This is a genomic window from Neotamlana nanhaiensis (assembly GCF_000943555.1).
GTDB lineage: Bacteria > Bacteroidota > Bacteroidia > Flavobacteriales > Flavobacteriaceae > Neotamlana > Neotamlana nanhaiensis.
Genome location: NZ_JTDV01000013.1, coordinates 148127 through 164333, shown reverse-complemented (window position 1 = coordinate 164333; position 16207 = coordinate 148127). Strand labels below are relative to the sequence as shown.

The window sequence follows — 16207 nt, the reverse complement described above, 5'->3', positions numbered from 1 at the left end:
TTTCACCTACTTTTTTTGTTCCAAAGTATTAATCTACTTTTTAAACCAGAGGCTTTTCGGTCTCTGGTTTTTGTGCTTCAAAATAAATTTTTGCCCACCTAAAACGGATTTTGCTATATTTAAACTACTAAACTAAATCGCCATGTTAAAAAATAAACACCTCCTTTTTATCTACTTAATAAGTTTTTACAGTTTTTCTCAAGACATCGTGGAAACCGATTCGGTTAGAGTTGCCAACATAGTTCCCTACATAAACCAAAACGAAGTTATTTTTACACCAAAAACGCCACAACTCAATCAAATTGCTGGTGCACCCAAAGCTTTTTATACCCATTACTGGGAATTTGGAGATGGCCATTACAGCACCGAGAAAAACCCAAAACATATTTATAAAGCAACAGGCGAATACGAAGTACGCTTATGGGCAACCAATAATTACGACACGGGAAAACCACCAACATCGAGACCTAAAAAAGTAGCTATAAATGCGGCAAATATACCTTCGGAAGATTTGGCAACCATGGACGATGATTTTATTTTAAAACGCAATCGCGAACCTATACCAGATGAAGAATTGGTAACTATTATTCGCTATAAAAACACCAAAAACTACACAACTAACGGCAAAATTTATCTGTTTTACAACGAAAACCAATTTAAAGCCGATAATTTTGAAATTCTTGAAACACGCACCTATCACAACGAAAAAAACATCGATGTAAACACGTTTGCTTATACAGGCAAAATAGATACCGATGTAAACGATTTAGCTTCAGCAAAGCATTTTAATATTGAAAACCACCAGCAATTACAAGACACTACTATAAAAACTAACTTACCGCTTACCTTAAAAGAATCGGAATTTCTATATAAAAACTGGCAGGTTATTGAGTTCGATAATATGCAACCCGAAGAAGAACGCAACATTTTTGTAAGCCTAAAAACAACTCCCGAAATGGTTAAAGACACCAGCGCTATAATTTCGGTGCGTGGTGTTTATGTACCAGATAGCAACTACGACAACCATAAAGTAAAAGACATGGAAATGGAGATTGTAACCTCGCACGATCCTAATAAAATGTCATCAAACGGCACGCTAATGAATTATCGTTTAGTACGTTTTAAAAACTTAAAGTATAAAATAAAGTTTCAAAATAATGGTGAAGGTCCTGCGCGAACCATCCGTCTTGAAACCGATATTCCAGAAATGCTTGATAAATCTTCAATAAAAATTCTAGACATGTATCCTAAATGTGATATCTGCCCAAAGCGCGATGTTATTTACAGTTGTTTAGATACAACGTTTACAGATTCTCAGGCTATTTTCACTTTTAAAAACATCTATTTACCAGGAAGCGAACAAAAAAATGTTAAGGAATACGACAGCACAAAAGGCTTTGTAAAATACAGCATTAAGTTTGCTAAAGATTTTCATAAGAAAAAAACCAAGAGCAGAACCGCCATTATTTTCGATAAAAACGATCCCATAATTACCAACTACTCTACCACGCGGTTTACACCTGGTATTTCTGTTGGCGTTAAAGCTGGTGTAAACTCTTTTAGTAAATTAAACGATTCTGAAAGTTACTTTTTTGGCATTACCTTATCGCCATACAAATCTTACCGTTGGTATTGGCAGGTAGAATTGGAAAATAATTTTCATAAATATAACGGAGACACCCAAGTTCAAGAAGAATTTGTTCAAGACCCTCAAGGATTTCGGTTTAGACAACGTACAACAACAAACACATCATATAACAATATTGATTGGGATGTACCATTACTTATGCGTTACAACATAAATAACTATTTTGGTCTTGGAGCGGGTTTACATAACACCATTTCGGTTTCAGAAAAGCAAAATCAAGATATTTTAATTGAACAATTTGAAGGCACCGAACCCGATGCTCCCGTTTTTAACACCATTGAAGACTCGCAAGAAACCACCAACAGCTTCACTAATTTACGCACTGGTTTACTGTTTGAAGCTACTGCAGGTTTTGCCAGAATTGGTCCAAGTTTAGGCGCAAGATATATTATGAATTTTGATAACGATTTTAGCTACTGGCAATTTTATGCCATTTGGAAATTTTGAAATCAAACTTCAATTGGCAATACCTTATGATGAAAAAACTTAGTTGGCTGCTCTTTTTTATAACTTCTGTTTTGCTTTCGCAAAATTTAGAAGAAGACATTTATGTTGCCACCGAAACCTTTATAGCCAACAAAAATGAAACTACGCTAAACACCTTATTACAAAAAGAACATTATTTTAAAACACAACTTAAAACCAGCGACGAGCAATTAGCCTTCGTTTTTTTGCAATGCAATAAAGCATATTATTTAAAAGAAATAGGGCATTTAACCCAAAGTATTTTAAGCTTCGAAGATGCTTCAAAACGGTTTTTTAACAACAATCTCGCTGCAATTTCAGATTTCGATATTATTGAAAGTTGCTTAAAACCTCTTGGTAATTTATACATTCAAATAAACGATTATACCAATGCCATAAGTACTATTAACAATTATATTTTACTGGCAAAAACTCAAGAAAATGCAAAACATCAAACAAGTGGCTATATAAATTTGGCTATTCTATACCAAACTATTGGTAAACATAAAAATGCTATAGACATTCTAGAACAAGCTAACGCTAATAACAATCAGCAAAAACAATTATTGCTCCAACTAAAAATTAAAAGTTTAATTGAATTAAATAATTTCGAAAAAGCGTTTTTATTAAACAATCAACTTCAATCAACTTTTGAAAAACATAAAAACAATTACGCTGTTGCGTTGAAACAAAATGAAGTTAAGCTAGCGATTTCAGAATTTCAAAAAGCGAAAACGCTAATTGGCAATCAAACGTTTTCTGATAGATTTTTGGCTAAATTCTATTTGGAAGAAGCCCAACTTCATATTATCAATAAAAACGATACCTTAGCCAAAGCGAGTTTACAACAGGCGCTACAAATTTTACTACCAAACCAAAATACAAATGAGTTACCAGACAAAAATTTGCTTTACGCCGAAAACACATTTATTGATATTTTTGATGTATTAGCATCTATTGAAACCAACAGAAAAACAGCCTTAAATTATCTCGATTTAAGTTTTTATGTTTCGCAATTGCTTCAAAATAATTCAACTTCGCAGGAAAATAAAATTCAGCATCAAGCTACCGACAGATTACGAAGTGAAACCTGTATAAATTTACTTTACAATCAGTTTAAACATTCTGGTAATAAAAACAATATTACGAAAGCATTACATTACGCCGAAAACAACAAATCTGGAGTTTTAAAAACAATTGCAAGCAAAAAACTACGTTTACAACAATTTCCAAACGACACTTTACTTATAAAAGAATTTAAACTATTAGCCGAACAAGAACGCTTAACCAGTCAATTAATTCACGCCGAAATTAATAACGACGACACCAAAAAACTTAATAAAATAAGTACAGCTTTAAATACGGTTTCTATTGATTTAAAACGATTGCAACCTGAAATTAACAAAAAATACGGACGTTTTGAAACTAATCCGTTTTCATTAGAAAAGCTTCAAAAACAATTAAATATTGACAAAGCAACTTGTTTGGAATTTTTCTTCGGAAGGGAAGCCATTTTCATATTTAAAATCACTGAAAACGATACATCCTTTGATAAAATTGAACTTAACGAAGCCGTATCAAATCAAATAAAAAACTTTATTCATCTTTTTGACAATGCTTCGATTATAAACAACAACATTGCAAATTTCACTTCGCAAGCCTACAACTTATTTAATCTGTTAAAAATTGATGCTATTGAAAGCAAAAACCTCATAATAATTCCTGATGGACTGTTGAATTTTGTGCCTTTTGAAGCACTTTTACATCAAGAAACCAATACCACACAATACCAAAACGTGCCCTTTTTGGTGAAACAGCATAACATAGCATATAACTCGAGTGCTGCATTTTACACACAGCAGCTTCAAACCAAAAATAACACTAATATTTTAGGTATTTTTCCTGTTTTTGAAGGTAAGAAACAAGAACTCGGCTACTCTAAAGATGAAGCTGAATACATAAAAAGAATATTTACTGGTGAATTTCTACTGAAACAAGAAGCTACAAAACAAAAATTTTTGAAATACGCCAACAATTTTGGAATTATTCATTTATCAACCCACGCTAGTAGTGGTGATTTTTCACTTCCAGCAAACATTTCGTTTATTAACGATACCTTGTATTTAAACGAATTATATGCGTTAAATCTAAAACCAAACCTCGTGGTTTTAAGTGCCTGCGAAACAGGTATTGGCAAATTGTACAAAGGTGCTGGCGCTATGAGTATGGCTCGTGGTTTTCAATATGCTGGTGCCGAAAACCTGCTATTTTCACTTTGGCAAATTAACGATTTATCGACCTCGAAAATTATGCAATTATTTTATGAGAATCTTGAAATTTCAAAATCGGCTTTTCATGCTAATCATAGTTCTAAAATAGGCTATTTAAATAATAAAAACATAGCCAACTTTAAAAAGTCACCATATTACTGGAGTGCTTTTGTGTATTATGGTAAACTTACCAAACCTAGCAAAAATTATACTACAATTTATATTGTATTTGGTAGTATAATTATTCTGTTTGTAGTATTTTTGAGGAGAAAACTAAAAAGACATGCAAGCTAATTTGCAAGAATTTCTTCTAAACAAAGGTTACTCAAAGGTTAAATTACACCTTACCAAAACCAATCATTTTGAAATAAAAGCTACCATTAACGGTAAAAAAGGGCTATTTATTCTAGATACAGGCGCATCAAATTCTTGTGTAGGTTTTGAAGCCATTGAAACCTTTAAACTTAAGGCCGAAGATTCAATAATTAAAGCAGCTGGTGCTGGTGCTACCGATATGGACACCAAAATGTCGAAACGAAATAAAATTAAAATAGGAAAATGGACCAACAATAAAGTGGTTTTAGTTCTATTTAACCTAACACATGTAAATACAGCTTTAAAAAATCATAATTCCAAACCTGTTGATGGCATTATTGGTGCCGATATACTAAAAAAAGGTAAAGCCGTTATAGATTATGAAAAGAAATATTTATATTTAAAATTATAATAAAATAGCAAAAAAATAATTTCCCTCTCTAATTAATGACCAATTCCATAGTAATTGCAGACGATCATCCTTTAATGCTACGTGGTCTTACCGATTTTTTAAACTCAAAAGGTTTTAATATAATTGGGAGTGCTACCGACGGTAAAAGTGCCTATAATTTAATAGTAAAACAAAAACCCGAAATAGCCATTCTAGATATTAGAATGCCACATATGACAGGATTAGAAGTAGCCGAAGCCTGCAAAAAAAACAACCTAGACACCAAGATTATCCTGATTACCTTCGATAAAGAAGAAGAACTTTACGACCAAGCCAAAGCCTTTAATGTTTATGGCTATATTTTAAAAGAATTTGCCATTGAAGAAATTGAAGCTTGTATTAAAAGCGTAATAAACGACACCCCATATTTTAGCGATGAAATAGCATCGTATTTACAAAACTCACATAACGAAAGGCCTAAAGAAATTGATAATCTCACAAAATCTGAATTAAAAATCGTGAAGCTAATTGCCAACAAACACACTAGCCAAGATATTGCAAACGAGCTATCTATATCGGTTAGAACGGTAGATAAACACCGTAGTAATATTGTGGCAAAACTTGGTTTAGATAACAAACCCACATCATTATCGATTTGGGCAACATTAAATAAACATTTTTTATAAAATACGTATATGTACGTATTTTATTATTCGGTAATAAAACATATCTTTACAGTGCTATTAATTAGTTCTTAGGGAGAATTATAAAAAAGGTTCTAAATTGAAAAGTTTAGGCCTTTTTTTTATACCAATTATAAAAAAATACGCAGAAGTACGTATTTTTTAATTCGGCAACATAATATATCTTTACAGTGCTATTAATTAGTTCTTAGGGAGAATTATAGGAGGCTTTAGGTTTTTATTAATCTGAAGCCTTTTTTTATGTACTCATAAAAAATCGATTAAAAATACGTAGAACTGCTTATTTTATATCATCTCATTACTACCTAACTTTACAGTGCTATTAATCACAATATCTAGTTGAGAGATTTTTTGAAACTCTGCGTTAATTCGTTTAACGCAGGGTTTATAAAACAAAGCTTTATGGGAGAAGAAAACAAAACAATCAACAAATGTTTATTTATTGGCTTAGCCATAATAATAATCATGACTATTGCTTTTAACATTATGATGTTCTTTTATTAGTTAGTTTTTCACTACAAAAAAAAGGTGTTGTTTTAAAACAACACCTTTTTTTATATTAAATCATTAAAGTAACTTACAACTCTAAAGCCTTTTTAACATCATTGTTCATTAAAAGTTCAACAGGACTCTCTAAAGCTTCTTTAACAGCTACTAAAAAACCTACACTTTCTTTACCATCAATAATTCTATGATCGTAAGATAATGCTACGTACATCATTGGATGAATTTCAACATTACCATCAACAGCTATTGGGCGTTGTATAATATTGTGCATTCCTAAAATACCACTTTGAGGCGGGTTAATAATTGGTGTAGATAACATACTACCAAAAACACCACCATTAGTAATAGTAAAAGTACCACCTGTCATTTCATCAACCGTAATTTGACCATCGCGAGCACGTAAAGCTAAACGTTTTACTTCAGACTCTACACCTCTAAAAGTTAAATTTTCGGCGTTTCTAATTACTGGAACCATTAATCCTTTTGGTCCAGAAACCGCAATACTAATATCGCAGAAATCGTAAGAAATCATTTCCTTACCATCAATCATAGAGTTAACTGCAGGATACATTTTTAAAGCACGTACTACAGCTAACGTAAAGAATGACATAAACCCTAAACCAACACCATGCTTTGCTTTAAAGGTTTCTTTATACTCATTACGCAACTCAAAAATAGGTGTCATGTTAACCTCGTTAAACGTAGTTAACATTGCAGTTGTATTTTTAGCTTCTACTAAACGCTCTGCCACTTTACGACGTAACATCGACATTTTACTACGCGATTCACCTCTAGAACCACCTGTTGGTGTTCCCATTGATGGCACTGCTTTTACAGCATCTTCTTTTGTAACTCTACCATCTTTTCCTGTTCCAGAAATAGATGAAGCTTCAATACCTTTTTCAGCTAATATTTTCTTTGCGGCAGGACTAGCACTTCCTGTAGCATACGTTTTTTCATCTGTTGTTGGTTTAGCAGCTTCCGTTTTTGGAGTTTCTTCTACCTTTTTAGCAGCAGGTGCATCGCCTCCTTCAGGTTTTTCTGCATCCGTATCAATTAAACAAACTACAGCCCCAACAGCAACCGCATCACCTTCTTCAGCTTTTAATGTAATGGTTCCGCTAACCTCTGCAGGTAATTCTAACGTTGCTTTATCGCTATCCACCTCTGCAATGGCCTGATCCTTTTCAACATAATCGCCATCTTCAACTAGCCATGTTGCTATTTCTACCTCAGTAATAGATTCCCCTGGAGAAGGGACTTTCATTTCTAAAATCATTGGTTATAAATTTTATAGTATTCTATGTTTTTATTTGTTGTTTATTCGTTTGCAAAAACGGCATCAATTACACGTCTTTGTCTGTTTTTATCTCTTGTGCTAGAACCAGGTGCAGGTACCGAGCTGTAAGCACGGGAGCAAACTTCTAATTTCACTAAATTTAAACGCTCTGCCATAAAACTCCAAGCACCCATATTTTTAGGTTCTTCTTGTGCCCAAACATATTTTGATACATTTGGATATTTATTAATTATCTCTTGAATTTTATCTAAATGAAGCGGGAATAACTGCTCAATACGCACTAACGCAACATCGTCTCTATTTAACTCCTCGCGTTCCGCTAATAAATCGTAATAGAATTTACCCGTACAGAACACTAATTTTTTAACTTTTGAAGCCTCAATAGTATCGTCAATTATCTCTTGGAATTGCCCTGAAGCTAACTCGTTAATTGATGACACAGCCTTTGGATGACGCAGTAAACTTTTTGGAGTTAAAACTACAAGCGGTTTACGGAAATCGCGTTTCATTTGGCGACGTAATAAGTGGAAAAAGTTTGCTGGTGTAGTACAATCGGCTACAATCATATTATCATTGGCACACAACTGTAAGTAACGCTCCATTCTTGCAGAAGAATGCTCGGAACCTTGCCCCTCGTAACCATGCGGCAACAATACCACAATACCATTTTGTACTTTCCATTTATCTTCGGCAGCCGACAAATATTGGTCGAATATAATTTGAGCACCATTACTAAAATCACCAAACTGGGCTTCCCAAATGGTTAATGTGTTTGGGTTTGCCATAGCATAACCATAATCGAAACCTAACACCCCATATTCAGATAAAAAGGAATTGAAAATATCCATATTTCCTTTATTCTCTGGATTGGTATTTAGCAGGTTAATACGCTCTTCCGATTTTTCATCACGAAGAATCGCATGACGGTGACTAAACGTACCACGCTCAACATCTTGACCAGAGATACGCACGTTAAACCCTTCTTCTAGTAAACTACCATAAGCTAAGGTTTCGGCCATTCCCCAATCCAACGTATCGGTTTCAAAAACCATTTTCTTTCTACCTTCAAGAATACGTTCGGCTTTACGTAAAAACTTAACACCTTCTGGAACCGTAGAAACAACTTTTGATATATGTTCTAATTTATCTTTTGGATAATTTGTTTCAACTGGGCTTAACATAGCATCAACCCCGCGTCGTGTAAACTTATCCCAACGTTCTTGCATAAATTCACGCACTTTCGACGAATCGGCTTCTTTCGATTTTTCGTATTCGCTTTCAAGTGTTTCTCTAAACTCCGCTACTATACCGTCAACATATGTTTTATCGATAGTACCTTCAGCTATTAACTTATCGGAATAAATTTTAAACGGATTAGGATGCTTCGAGATGTATTTATAAAGCTTTGGTTGGGTAAAGCGTGGTTCATCACCTTCGTTATGCCCATATTTTCTGTATCCTAATAAATCGATATAAACATCTTTTTTATAACGCATTCTGTACTCTAAAGCCATTTCTACGGCATGTACCACAGCTTCAGCATCATCAGAATTTACGTGTAACACTGGCGATAAGGTAACTTTAGCCACATCGGTACAATAAGTACTTGAGCGCGCATCGAGATAGTTAGTTGTAAAACCAACTTGGTTATTTACTACAATATGAATGGTTCCTCCAGTTTTGTAACCGTTTAAGCGACTCATTTGAGCGACTTCGTAAACAATGCCTTGACCTGCAATTGCAGCATCACCATGCACAACTATTGGAATAATTTTTGAGTCGTCGCCACCATAATCTTCATCAATTTTAGCACGGGTAATCCCCTCTGCTACTGGTGCTACCGTTTCTAGGTGTGACGGGTTTGGCACCAAATTCATTTTAATGGTTTTACCGTTTTGGTAGGTTTTATCGAGTGTTAAACCTAAATGGTATTTTACGTCTCCATCAATATTTTCATCTTCAAAATCTTTACCATCAAACTCGTTAAATAATTCGCGTAAAGGCTTTCTAAAAATATTAACTAATGTACTTAAACGCCCACGGTGCGCCATTCCTAAAACACATTCTTTAACATCGTACTTTAACGATGCATAAAACAACACGTTGCTAATGGCGGGAATTAACGACTCGCCACCCTCTAACGAAAAGCGCTTTTGACCGACATACTTGGTTTGCAAAAAGTTCTCGAAGGTTACGGCCTGATTTAATTTTGAAAGAATATATTTTTTAGTATCGGGCGAGAAACTTGGTTGATTATCGTTTCTATTCAACTGCTCTTGCCACCACCCAATAACTTCTGGGTTACGCAAATACATGTATTCTACACCAATAGAATCGCAATAAATACTATTTAAATGTTTTAATATTTCGCGTAGCGGTTGCGCTCCTATACCTAAAATTTCACCAGCGTTAAAAACGGTATCTAAATCGTTTTCGTTAAGACCGAAATTTTGTAATTCTAATGTTGGTTTATAAGTACGTCGATCACGCACTGGGTTTGTTCTTGTAAACAAATGCCCGCGCATGCGATAACCATCTATAAGTTTTACAACCTGAAATTCTTTTTGTAATTGTTCTGGGATTTGTGTGCTAACACCCTCAACGATTTCGCCATTTAAACCATAGTTTTCACTTCCAAAATCGTAACCTTGAAAAAAGGCTCTCCAACTAGGTTCTACGGCATCGGGATTATGTAAATATTGTTCATATAACTCAGCAAAAAATGCTGTATGAGCTGCATTTAAAAAGGAATATTTATCCATTGTTTTATTTAATACCTTGTAGGTTTAGTAAAAATATTTTTCAAAAATACAACATTTAGTAAAATTAGGGCTTTGTTTAACTATATTTATAACTTATATTTTAATATTATTTATTGATATTATAAAACTGTTAAATTTTTAATAGAATGAAAACCAAAAAATTGCAAAATATTATTATGATGCTTCTTTTTTTATGCGGAAATTCTATTTTAAACGCTCAAATTAGTAATACTAATTTTTGGAATAAAGTTAGAATTGGTGGTGGCATTGGTTTAAATTTTGGTAACGGATTTTTTAGTGGCACTTTAGCTCCGAGTGCTATTTATGAAGTTGATGCTATTTTTGCTTTTGGCCTTGGCTTAAATGCGACTTATAACAGCCAGAAAAACACCTATAAATCCACTATTTTAGGAGGCAGTTTAATTGGACTTGCTAATGTTATACCCCAACTACAACTTTCGGCAGAGTTTGAGCAGTTGCATGTAAGTACAAATTTTGATAATCCTAATTTGTTGAAAGATACTTATTGGACGCCAGCATTATTTTTAGGCGCTGGTTACCGAAATAATAATATAACGCTTGGTGTACGATACGACATACTTTACAACACCAATAGAAGCATTTACGCTAATGCGTGGATGCCTTTTGTAAGGGTTTATTTTTAAGAGTTAAACTATTTGTATTTTATACTGCGTAAGTAAACCCGCAACATCTTTTAGTGAAAACTGCGCACCTTTAATTTTATTATTTTCTGGATTTATAGTGTAATTAAAAGCGGTTTTAAAATTCGCTTTTTCTAAGTTGGTATTTTCGAAAATAGCACCTTGTAAATCGCAATTAGAAAAATAAGATTGTGACAAATGAGTTTCAGAAAAATCTACCTCTTGTAATTTGCAATTTGTAAAATGGGTTTTATTGAGCTTTAAACTTCTAAATGAAGTATGATTTAATTGGCAATCGTTAAAACTTACCGCTAAACCAAACGCATCGCATGTATCGAATTGTAACCCCAACATCTTACAAGAATTGAAAACCACATCTTGAAAAATAGTAGCAAAAACATTAGCTAAACTAAAATCACAATCAATAAACTGGCAATCGGTAAACTGAAATCCAGCCATATTAACATTGTTAAAATCGCAATTTTTAAAGCTACAATATTCGTAGGTTCCTTTTAAAAAGGTTTCCTTACTAAAGTTTGAACCTATAAATTCCTTTTCATCTACAAAAACATCAGTCATCATTTAATATTTATTTCGAAACCACACTTTTTGCCATTCGCGTTTTAAAATTAAAAATGTAACGTCTTCCGATAGCTTTAAAACATCATCGCCATTTAAAGCTTTAACCGCAGTTTCAGATACATCAATTATATAAAGCAAATTTAAATATGCGGTAAATTTTTCTTGAATAAGTTTAAACACCGTTTCATGCAACATGAGTTTAAGACTAGACGGCAAAATATCATCATGAAAATCTAAATCGATATTAGCCAAAAGAAAATCTTTATTAAGCTGTTGCACTAAATTTTTATATAAATTTAATTGATTAGCCTCCGTAATTAAATCATTAAAAGTTGCGGGAAGTTGCATTATACCGTTCTATTCATTAAACTACTACCAAAGGTTTTTAAAAGTGCTTTTTTATCGTCAGAAATATTTAAACTTTCCAGATTATCAAAAGCTTTTTGGGTGTAAACCTGAATAGCTTCTTTAGTAGCTTTAGCTGCACCCGAAGATTCAAATAAGCGTTTTGCCGTGTCTATTTTTTCTTCAACTTGTTCGGGTTGCGAAGAAAACAACGCCACAAGTATCGCTTTATCGTCATCATTTAAAAACTCGAGCGCTTTAAGATATAAGTATGTTTTTTTGTTTTCAATAATATCACCTCCAACTTGTTTCCCAAATGTTTTAGGATCGCCAAAAGCATCTAAATAATCATCTTGTAGCTGGAAGGCTATGCCTAAATTTCTACCAAACTCATAAATATTATTTTGCTCGCTTGCTGAAGCTTTTGCAACAATAGCACCCATTTTCATGGCGGCACCAACTAAAACGGCTGTTTTATATTCAATCATTTTTAAATATTCTGGAATAGTAACATCGTTTCTGGTTTCAAAATCGACATCGTATTGCTGGCCTTCGCAAACTTCGAGTGCCGTTTTACTAAATAGTTTTGCTAAATCTTGAAATACATCGGCTTCATAATTTTCAAAAAGCTGATAAGCCATAATTAACATGGCATCGCCCGACAAAATTCCTGTGTTAACATCCCATTTTTCGTGTACGGTTTGGTGACCGCGACGCAACGGCGCATCATCCATAATATCGTCGTGAACCAGCGAAAAATTATGAAAAACTTCAATACTTAAAGCCGCATTTAAAGCATGTTTATAGTCTACATTAAAAATATCCGCTGTCATTAAGGTAAGTACAGGCCTCAAGCGTTTTCCGCCCAAATTTAAAATGTAATTTATAGGATTGTAAAGGTTTTGAGGTTCGTTAAGTGTAACAAATTTTTCTAAAAATGAAACAAAATGGTCTCGGTAGTCGTCTATTGATTGCATAGGGCAAAAATAAACGAAAATCTATTTTAAAAATGAGCATATCAAAAATTAATGTTAAATAATTGTAAAACGATGGAAACTTTTTTTGTTTTAAAAGTTTCCTGTTGTAGATTTGTGCCCTAATTATGAGAGAAAAGATTATACATAAATCGGCAGAAATGTTTATAAACCTAGGTTTTAAAAGCGTTACCATGGATGATATTGCCAACGAAATGGGCATATCTAAAAAAACCATTTATCAGCATTTTGCCAATAAAACAGTACTTGTACAAGAAACAGTGATGTTTGTATACCACACTATTTCGTCTGGTATTGAAGAAATACGTAAACACGAAAAAAATCCAATTGACGAGATTTACGAGATTAAGCAGTTTTTAATGCGTAATCTTAATGAAGAAAAATCGTCACCGCAATATCAACTTGAAAAGTATTACCCCAAAATTTTTCACGACGTAAAAGAAAAACAAATGTGTGTTATGGACGATTGCGTGCATTGCAACTTATCGCGCGGTATTAACCAAGGCCTTTTTAGAGACGACATTAATATAGACTTTATTTCGAAAATATACTTTAACTGCATGATGCTACTAAAGGATAAATCGACTTTCCCACTCGAAAATTTTTCAATGAAAATGCTTATGAATAATTATTTAGAATACCATTTACGTGGTATTTGCACCACGAAAGGGCTAGATTATTTAAACAACTATTTACAAATCAATCAAAATAACAATTAATGAAACAGATCTCAATCGTTGTTTTCGGGTTATTTTTCTCAATGCATGTATTAGCGCAGGAAAACAACTCGTACAGTTTTAGTTTAACCGAAGCCATAGACTATGCTTTACAAAACAATAGAACTGCAAAAAATGCCCAGCACGATATTGCTGCGGCAGAAAAACAAAAGTGGGAAACCACCGCAACTGGTTTACCTCAAATAAGTGCTACCGTAGATTATCAAAACTTTTTAAAACAACAAGTATCGGCCATACCAGCAGAGTTTTTTGATGGCAACCCTGGCGAATTTACCGAAGTAGCTTTTGGCACAAAACAAAACGCATCGGCTATAGCTACTTTGTCGCAAAAAATATTTGATGGCTCGTACCTTGTTGGTTTACAATCGGCTAAAGTGTATCTTCAAATTTCTAAAAATGCAAAACAAAAAACCGATTTAGAAGTTAGAAAAGCGGTAATTGATGCCTATGGAAATGTTTTACTTTCAGAAGAAAGTGTAAAAATTCTGCAAAAAAACCTTGAAACACTGCAAAAAAACCTAGACGATACAACTAAAATATTTGAAAACGGTTTAGAAGAGCAAGAAAGTGTTGAGCAATTGCAAATTACATTATCTGGCGTAAAAAGTAATTTAAAAAACGTTGAGCGACTAAAATCTTTAGCCTATCAAATGTTTAACATTACTTTGGGTATCGACATAAATGCAAACACAACGTTAACTGATAATTTACCTAGTTTAACAAGCCAGAACATATCTTTAGAACTGCTTGAAAACAACGTAGATATTGAAAATACAATAGATTATAAAATTGCCGCCAACGATAAAACCTCGAAAGAATTGCTTTTAAAATTAGAAAAAAGCAAAGCTTTACCAACCTTAAATGGTTTTATAAATGGTGGCTATTCGGCATTTAGCAACGAATTCGATTTTCTTGACAGCGATAAAAAATGGTTTGGTTCGTCGCTATTTGGTGTAAGCTTAAACATCCCTATTTTTAGTTCTTTAGGAAGAAGTGCTGCTACACAACGCGCTAAAATTAACCTATCGAAAGCCGAAAACGATTTAATTGAAACCGAGCAAAAATTAAAACTTCAAATTGCATCGGCTAAAAGCGATTATCAATTCGCCATTGAAGATTACGACAATAAAAAGCAAAATTTAAACTTAGCTGAGCGCATTGAGAAAAAAAACCAATCGAAATTTTTTGAAGGTGTAGGTTCTAGTTTCGAACTCCGACAAGCGCAAACTCAGCTATACACAGCGCAACAAGAATTTTTACAAGCCATGCTAGATGTTATAAATACAAAAGCGGCATTAGAAACCATTTTAAACACCATTTAAAACTAAAAACCAATTCATACAATGAAACATATATATCCATTAATTATTGTTACCCTTCTTTTAGCATCTTGTGGTGGTAAAAAGAATCAATCGGTTGAAGATGTTATTGCAACAAACGATTTAACACTTATAAGAAAAAAGAAAACCGAGCTTGATGCTTCTGCGCAAGCCATAGCGGCTCAATTAAAGCAATTACAAGCCAAAATAAAAGCTTTAGATCCGCAAGAAAAAATCCCATTAATTACAACTTTTAATGCCAAAGAAGAAGTATTTACACATTTTGTAGAGCTTCAAGGAAGTGTTGACACTAAAGAGAACTTAGTTATTTTTCCAGAATACTCTGGCGTATTATCTAGAGTATATGTTAAGGAAGGCCAAAAAGTAAGCAAAGGGCAAACTTTAGCAAAAATTGATGATGGTGGTTTAAGCCAGCAATTAGCACAACTTAAAATTCAAACGGCATTAGCTAAAACTACCTTTGAGCGTCAAGAGCGTTTATGGAATCAAAAAATAGGCAGTGAAATTGAATTTTTACAAGCAAAATCTAATTATCAAGCCCAACAAGAAGCGGTAAACCAATTAGAGCAACAAGTAGGAAAAACAATTGTAAAAGCACCTTTTTCTGGAACAATTGATGATGTCATTACCGAACAAGGCTCGGTAGTAGCTCCTGGGCAATCGCAATTATTCCGTATTGTAAACTTAAGCAACATGTATATTAAAACCGATGTACCAGAACGTTACGTATCGGATATTGTAGTTGGTAAAGCGGTTGAAGTTGAATTCCCTATTTTAGGAAAAACAATTGATGCTAAAGTACGTCAAGCAGGTAACTTTATTAATCCTGCAAACCGCACATTTAAGGTTGAAGTTGGTATTCCAAACAAAGATGCTTCAATAAAACCAAACCTTACAGCAAAACTTAAAATTAACGATTACACCAACAACAATACATTTTTAATACCACAAAGTGTTATTTCTGAAAATGCCGAAGGTGAGCAATACATTTATGTTGTAGAAAATAAAGATGAAAACAACCAAGGTGTCGCTAAAAAAGTAATTATTAAAACAGGAAAAACGCAAGGTGATGTTATTGAAGTACTTTCTGGCTTAGAAAAAGGAACCGAAGTTATTCAAGAAGGTGCCAGAAGTGTAAAAAACGACCAACCTGTTAAGGTTATAAACGATTAATTAATCATATT

General features: G+C 33.4%; 13 protein-coding genes. 8 read left to right on the top strand and 5 right to left on the bottom strand.

Annotation, left to right across the window (positions count from 1 at the left end):
* Positions 1-142: 142 nt before the first annotated feature.
* From PK35_RS13590 to PK35_RS13575, 4 genes are read left to right on the top strand one after another with little or no spacing between them, the layout of a single operon-like run.
* Positions 143-2095 carry a PKD domain-containing protein gene (locus PK35_RS13590; protein ID WP_044627101.1) on the top strand — a complete coding sequence of 651 codons (1953 nt, stop codon included), beginning with the start codon at positions 143-145 and terminating at the stop codon, positions 2093-2095.
* A gap of 26 nt (positions 2096-2121) precedes the next feature.
* Complete coding sequence (locus PK35_RS13585) at positions 2122-4677, top strand: CHAT domain-containing protein (RefSeq protein ID WP_082048586.1); 2556 nt, start codon at positions 2122-2124, stop codon at positions 4675-4677.
* On the top strand, positions 4667-5110 hold the full coding sequence (locus PK35_RS13580; protein WP_044627099.1) for a retropepsin-like aspartic protease: 444 nt from the start codon (positions 4667-4669) through the stop codon (positions 5108-5110). The genes PK35_RS13585 and PK35_RS13580 overlap by 11 nt, the downstream gene beginning before the upstream one ends.
* A 35-nt stretch (positions 5111-5145) precedes the next feature.
* Entirely contained in the window at positions 5146-5775 is a 630-nt protein-coding gene (locus tag PK35_RS13575; protein ID WP_044627098.1) for a response regulator transcription factor, read from the top strand.
* A gap of 595 nt (positions 5776-6370) precedes the next feature.
* Here PK35_RS13575 and odhB read toward each other — a convergent pair.
* Together odhB and PK35_RS13565 are read right to left on the bottom strand one after the other, a co-directional pair.
* On the bottom strand, positions 6371-7579 hold the full coding sequence (gene odhB / locus PK35_RS13570) for a 2-oxoglutarate dehydrogenase complex dihydrolipoyllysine-residue succinyltransferase (protein WP_044627097.1): 1209 nt from the start codon (positions 7577-7579) through the stop codon (positions 6371-6373).
* Positions 7580-7620: 41 nt separating this feature from the next.
* Positions 7621-10362: a 2-oxoglutarate dehydrogenase E1 component gene (locus tag PK35_RS13565; RefSeq protein WP_044627096.1), complete on the bottom strand. Its 2742-nt coding sequence runs from the start codon at positions 10360-10362 to the stop codon at positions 7621-7623.
* Positions 10363-10508: 146 nt separating this feature from the next.
* Here PK35_RS13565 and PK35_RS13560 point away from each other — a divergent pair, with 146 nt between their 5' ends.
* A complete protein-coding gene (locus PK35_RS13560; protein WP_044627095.1) occupies positions 10509-11027 on the top strand; it encodes a hypothetical protein in 519 nt (172 codons plus the stop codon).
* A 3-nt stretch (positions 11028-11030) separates the two neighbouring features.
* Here the strand turns inward: PK35_RS13560 and PK35_RS13555 are convergent, their stop codons facing one another.
* Genes PK35_RS13555 through PK35_RS13545 form a run of 3 tightly spaced genes read right to left on the bottom strand, consistent with a single transcriptional unit; the run spans position 11031 to position 12928 of the window.
* A complete protein-coding gene (locus PK35_RS13555) occupies positions 11031-11606 on the bottom strand; it encodes a pentapeptide repeat-containing protein (protein ID WP_238320920.1) in 576 nt (191 codons plus the stop codon).
* Positions 11607-11954 (bottom strand): hypothetical protein, encoded by a 348-nt coding sequence (locus PK35_RS13550; protein ID WP_044627094.1) that lies wholly within the window; start codon positions 11952-11954, stop codon positions 11607-11609.
* Complete coding sequence (locus PK35_RS13545; protein WP_044627093.1) at positions 11954-12928, bottom strand: polyprenyl synthetase family protein; 975 nt, start codon at positions 12926-12928, stop codon at positions 11954-11956. The genes PK35_RS13550 and PK35_RS13545 overlap by 1 nt, the downstream gene beginning before the upstream one ends.
* A gap of 125 nt (positions 12929-13053) precedes the next feature.
* On the opposite strand from PK35_RS13545, the gene PK35_RS13540 reads away from it, so the two are divergent.
* From PK35_RS13540 to PK35_RS13530, 3 genes are read left to right on the top strand one after another with little or no spacing between them, the layout of a single operon-like run.
* Complete coding sequence (locus PK35_RS13540) at positions 13054-13665, top strand: TetR/AcrR family transcriptional regulator (RefSeq protein WP_044627092.1); 612 nt, start codon at positions 13054-13056, stop codon at positions 13663-13665.
* A complete protein-coding gene (locus tag PK35_RS13535; protein ID WP_044627091.1) occupies positions 13665-15005 on the top strand; it encodes a TolC family protein in 1341 nt (446 codons plus the stop codon). Before PK35_RS13540 ends, PK35_RS13535 begins: the two co-directional genes overlap by 1 nt.
* Before the next feature lie 21 nt (positions 15006-15026).
* A complete protein-coding gene (locus PK35_RS13530; RefSeq protein ID WP_044627090.1) occupies positions 15027-16196 on the top strand; it encodes an efflux RND transporter periplasmic adaptor subunit in 1170 nt (389 codons plus the stop codon).
* Positions 16197-16207: the final 11 nt, after the last annotated feature.